This window comes from Acinetobacter sp. YH12094, from assembly GCF_013419295.1.
GTDB lineage: Bacteria > Pseudomonadota > Gammaproteobacteria > Pseudomonadales > Moraxellaceae > Acinetobacter > Acinetobacter amyesii.
On record NZ_VPAK01000077.1, the window covers coordinates 1 to 1490 of the forward strand.

The 1490-nt window shown below is 36.1% G+C and carries 1 protein-coding gene and 1 pseudogene; one reads left to right on the plus strand and one right to left on the minus strand.

From position 1 onward, the window contains the following. The first annotated feature begins 615 nt into the window (after positions 1-615). Entirely contained in the window at positions 616-1119 is a 504-nt protein-coding gene (locus FTU34_RS17660; RefSeq protein ID WP_180036306.1) for a tetratricopeptide repeat protein, read from the plus strand. Between the two features lie 66 nt (positions 1120-1185). Here FTU34_RS17660 and FTU34_RS17665 read toward each other — a convergent pair. Beyond that, positions 1186-1490, minus strand: a pseudogene (locus tag FTU34_RS17665) (IS5/IS1182 family transposase); the annotation flags it as partial.

Genomic DNA, 1490 nt, shown 5'->3' on the forward strand with positions numbered 1-1490 from the left:
CGCGACTCATGAGTGCTCGGTTATATGCGGGCCAATTGGTTGTGCGATAGATTTTGTGTATAGGCTTCTTCATTTGAAAATTATATCGCTGAAAAAGCCTTTACAGATAGGTTTGTGCAACAAAGCCTTTTGTAACTAAAGAGAAAAGTATTAGCAGGTTTTTTTATTTCTTACCAATTATAGTCATTTATTAAAAAGTAAAATAACTGAAAATAAGGAGAAATAAATGAAAGAAATACTTTTACTAGCAATTTTATTGGGGTTAACTGGGTGTAGTGATAATGACCAAAAAAGCAGTGTGCAAGAAAATATAACTCAGCATGCTGAGTAGCAGTACCAGCATTAGCTAATTATAGTTTACCTGCCTCACCATAAGCATTTTCGATGGGTGGGTAGTCTATACTAATACAAGTCCTGTCGGCGCATCTACATTATTGGATGAAGCAAAAGACCGCTGCATTAGTTATGCCTAATGCAACTCAAGTGGCAAATGTACTGAAATGAAGCGATTACAAGAACTGGGGAAAAGATATCAAGAAGAAAATCCTGTGTATTTAAATGTACCTCCGAGTTCTCAATGGTTTCCGTCAAGTTTTTAATTTTTGGAGTTAGTAAATGAAATATTCTTATTCTATCTTTTTCAGCCTATTGATGGTAAGTGGTTGTAGTAATGGTACATCAACGAATACACTTCCTGATTCAGAAAAGATTACATCAACGGAGCAAGATTCATATCAAAAAATACAGAAATATTCTGAAGCTGGCGATAAGGAAAATTATTTAAAACTTTTAGAAACGTCTGCTGAAAGTGGGGATGTAATTGCCCAAAATGAATTGGCTGGATTATATGCATTTGGTGAGGGCGTACCAAAAAGTGGAGAGAAATTTATTTATTGGTCAGAGTTAGCTGCATCTAAGGGGTCTTCACTTGCTCAACTTAATTTAGGTACAGCCTATTTTTTTGGAACTAATGGAGTAACTCAAGATTTGGTAAAAGCAGAAAAGTGGCTAACACTTGCTGCAAGTAATAATGAAGAAATTGCTAAAAGTTATTTACAGAAAATAAAAAATAATGAAATACCAGATGATACAAAACTTCTTATGGAGAGTGATAAGTAGTTTGGTCTATTTACGGCTTTGTTGCACAAAGATTTGAAATGCAAAGCGCCCTTAATTGAGCCAAATTTAAGGCGTAACTTGAGTAAGTGGTCGACCTAATTCCGTAAATCTGTTGAGGACTGCTACACGTGCATGAATCTCATTCACCTGACTAGGAAAGCTTCTTGCCATTAATTTATCGCCTAATAATTTGATGCAATGCATCTTGGTTTCCACCAAACTTCGGCAATGATAGCCGGACCATTTTTTTCCATAATGTCCTGCCTGAGAAGCACTGCTTCGCAAGATTAACCGTTCGAAGTAATTCATTTCGCGCTAGCGAGCTGATCTTTGTATCTTTCCATGGTTTCGCATTTTTTCTAGGTGGAATC